This window comes from Trinickia dabaoshanensis (assembly GCF_002879885.1).
Classification (GTDB): domain Bacteria; phylum Pseudomonadota; class Gammaproteobacteria; order Burkholderiales; family Burkholderiaceae; genus Trinickia; species Trinickia dabaoshanensis.
Genome location: NZ_PNYA01000061.1, coordinates 1 through 3,659 on the forward strand (window position 1 = coordinate 1; position 3,659 = coordinate 3,659).

Consider the following 3,659-nt stretch of genomic DNA (forward strand, 5'->3'; position numbering starts at 1 on the left):
GGCTTTCGGGGGTTTCTTAGCATTGGGTGCCTGACGATTACCTACTTTCACACGGGCAATCCGCACTATCATCGGCGTGGAGTCGTTTCACGGTCCTGTTCGGGATGGGAAGGGGTGGTACCAACTCGCTATGATCATCAGGCATGACTTGTTGCTGTGTCGCGGTAAGGGCGCCACAGCCAATCTGGGAAGAAGTATCCGGACTGAACCGGTGTAATGGATGTCGCTTGGGTGGTGATTGTGTGGCACTGCGAGGATCAAACCTGGTGCGCTTCACGTACCCCCTTCGGGGGCAGGACATCAGTAAGCGCTGAAGCGCTAACTGCTGTCGCGAAACACTCCGGTTATAGGATCAAGCCGTACGGGCAATTAGTATCGGTTAGCTCAATGCATTACTGCATGTACACACCCGACCTATCAACGTCCTGGTCTCGAACGACCCTTCAAGGGGATCAAGTCCCCGGGGATATCTCATCTTAAGGCGAGTTTCCCGCTTAGATGCTTTCAGCGGTTATCTCTTCCGAACATAGCTACCCGGCGATGCCACTGGCGTGACAACCGGTACACCAGAGGTTCGTCCACTCCGGTCCTCTCGTACTAGGAGCAGCCCCCTTCAAATATCCAACGCCCACGGCAGATAGGGACCAAACTGTCTCACGACGTTTTAAACCCAGCTCACGTACCTCTTTAAATGGCGAACAGCCATACCCTTGGGACCGGCTACAGCCCCAGGATGAGATGAGCCGACATCGAGGTGCCAAACACCGCCGTCGATATGAACTCTTGGGCGGTATCAGCCTGTTATCCCCAGAGTACCTTTTATCCGTTGAGCGATGGCCCTTCCATACAGAACCACCGGATCACTATGACCTGCTTTCGCACCTGCTCGACTTGTCGGTCTCGCAGTTAAGCACGCTTATGCCATTGCACTATCAGCACGATTTCCGACCGTACCTAGCGTACCTTCGTACTCCTCCGTTACACTTTGGGAGGAGACCGCCCCAGTCAAACTGCCTACCATGCACTGTCCCCGACCCGGATCACGGGCCAAGGTTAGAACCTCAAACAAACCAGGGTGGTATTTCAAGGACGGCTCCACCGAAACTAGCGTTCCGGTTTCATAGCCTCCCACCTATCCTACACAGATCGGTTCAAAGTCCAATGCAAAGCTACAGTAAAGGTTCATGGGGTCTTTCCGTCTAGCCGCGGGGAGATTGCATCATCACAAACACTTCAACTTCGCTGAGTCTCGGGAGGAGACAGTGTGGCCATCGTTACGCCATTCGTGCAGGTCGGAACTTACCCGACAAGGAATTTCGCTACCTTAGGACCGTTATAGTTACGGCCGCCGTTTACCGGGACTTCAATCAAGAGCTTGCACCCCATCATTTAATCTTCCGGCACCGGGCAGGCGTCACACCCTATACGTCCACTTTCGTGTTTGCAGAGTGCTGTGTTTTTATTAAACAGTCGCAGCCACCAGTTTATTGCAACCCTTTCACCCTTCTGGCGCAGGCCAGTCAAGCTACAAGGGCGTACCTTATCCCGAAGTTACGGTACCAATTTGCCGAGTTCCTTCTCCCGAGTTCTCTCAAGCGCCTTAGAATACTCATCTCGCCCACCTGTGTCGGTTTGCGGTACGGTCATCGTTAGACTGAAGCTTAGAGGCTTTTCTTGGAACCACTTCCGATTGCTTCGCAGCACTAGGCCGCTCGCGCCACACCCTTGAATTACGTGCCCGGATTTGCCTAAGCACCTTCTCCAATGCAGCGACCGGGACTTCCAACACCCGGACAACCTTCCGCGATCCGTCCCCCCATCGCATCTAACAATGGTGCAGGAATATTGACCTGCTTCCCATCAGCTACGCATTTCTGCCTCGCCTTAGGGGCCGACTCACCCTACGCCGATGAACGTTGCGTAGGAAACCTTGGGCTTACGGCGAGGGGGCCTTTCACCCCCTTTATCGCTACTCATGTCAGCATTCGCACTTCCGATACCTCCAGCACACCTTACAGTGCACCTTCGCAGGCTTACGGAACGCTCTCCTACCATGCGTGCAAGCACGCATCCGCAGCTTCGGTATATAGCTTAGCCCCGTTACATCTTCCGCGCAGGACGACTCGATCAGTGAGCTATTACGCTTTCTTTAAAGGGTGGCTGCTTCTAAGCCAACCTCCTGACTGTTTTAGCCTTCCCACTTCGTTTCCCACTTAGCTATATTTGGGGACCTTAGCTGGCGGTCTGGGTTGTTTCCCTCTTGACACCGGACGTTAGCACCCGATGTCTGTCTCCCGTGATTGCACTCTTCGGTATTCGGAGTTTGCTATGGCGAAGTAATCCGCAATGGACCCTTCAACCATGACAGTGCTCTACCCCCGAAGGTGATACACGAGGCACTACCTAAATAGTTTTCGGAGAGAACCAGCTATTTCCAAGTTTGTTTAGCCTTTCACCCCTATCCACAGCTCATCCCCTAACTTTTCAACGTTAGTGGGTTCGGTCCTCCAGTACGTGTTACCGCACCTTCAACCTGGCCATGGATAGATCACTTGGTTTCGGGTCTACGCCCAGCAACTGAACGCCCTATTCGGACTCGCTTTCGCTACGCCTGCCTTAATCAGTTAAGCTTGCTACTGAACGTAAGTCGCTGACCCATTATACAAAAGGTACGCCGTCACCCCTTACGAGGCTCCGACTGTTTGTATGCATGCGGTTTCAGGATCTATTTCACTCCCCTCCCGGGGTTCTTTTCGCCTTTCCCTCACGGTACTGGTTCACTATCGGTCGATCACGAGTATTTAGCCTTGGAGGATGGTCCCCCCATCTTCAGACAGGATTTCACGTGTCCCGCCCTACTTGTCGTACGCCTAGTTCTTCCACGCTGTTTTCGCTTACAGGGCTATCACCTGCTATGGCCGCACTTTCCAGAGCGTTCAGCTAACAACACAGATAACACGTACAGGCTCTTCCCATTTCGCTCGCCACTACTTTGGGAATCTCGGTTGATTTCTTTTCCTGCGGTTACTTAGATGTTTCAGTTCACCGCGTTCGCTTCACATAGCCTATGTATTCAGCTATGGATACTCCATACGGAGTGGGTTTCCCCATTCGGACATCCCCGGATCAAAGCTCGTTTGCCAGCTCCCCGGGGCTTTTCGCAGGCTACCGCGTCCTTCATCGCCTGTGATCGCCAAGGCATCCACCACATGCACTTGTTCGCTTGACCCTATAACGAGAGCGTCTCTACGCGGCCAGAGTTAGCGCTTTAGCGCTTACTCCGGGCTCGCCCCCTTGCGGGGCACCTTAGAGGTACCACCTACGGGGTTAGAACCACTCGCTACAGGTTTGAGTTCTCGCGTTGTGCCGTATTCCAAGTCATCTTTCGATCACTTTAAATACATTGATACAATCACTACCCATTGATATCTTCCACGTCCATCTCATAGACGCTTCCAATATCCATTACTACTTCTTCCAGATTGTTAAAGATCGACAGCCGACTCGTTACTTCAGTCGCTCTGACTGGCTCAATCGCCAATGACAAAGACTCGGTACAAACCGAACGCTTGTCATTGAAGGTTGGTGGAGGCAGACGGGATCGAACCGACGACCCCCTGCTTGCAAAGCAGGTGCTCTCCCAGCTGAGCTATGCCCCC

The 3,659-nt window shown here is 53.1% G+C and carries 1 tRNA gene and 2 rRNA genes; all 3 read right to left on the reverse strand.

The features are described from left to right. Positions 1–28: 28 nt before the first annotated feature. Positions 29–142: ribosomal RNA gene (gene rrf, locus C0Z18_RS32295) — 5S ribosomal RNA — on the reverse strand. Positions 143–348: 206 nt separating this feature from the next. Next, positions 349–3,229 (reverse strand): 23S ribosomal RNA (locus C0Z18_RS32300). A 354-nt stretch (positions 3,230–3,583) separates the two neighbouring features. Then, a tRNA-Ala gene (locus C0Z18_RS32305) sits at positions 3,584–3,659 on the reverse strand.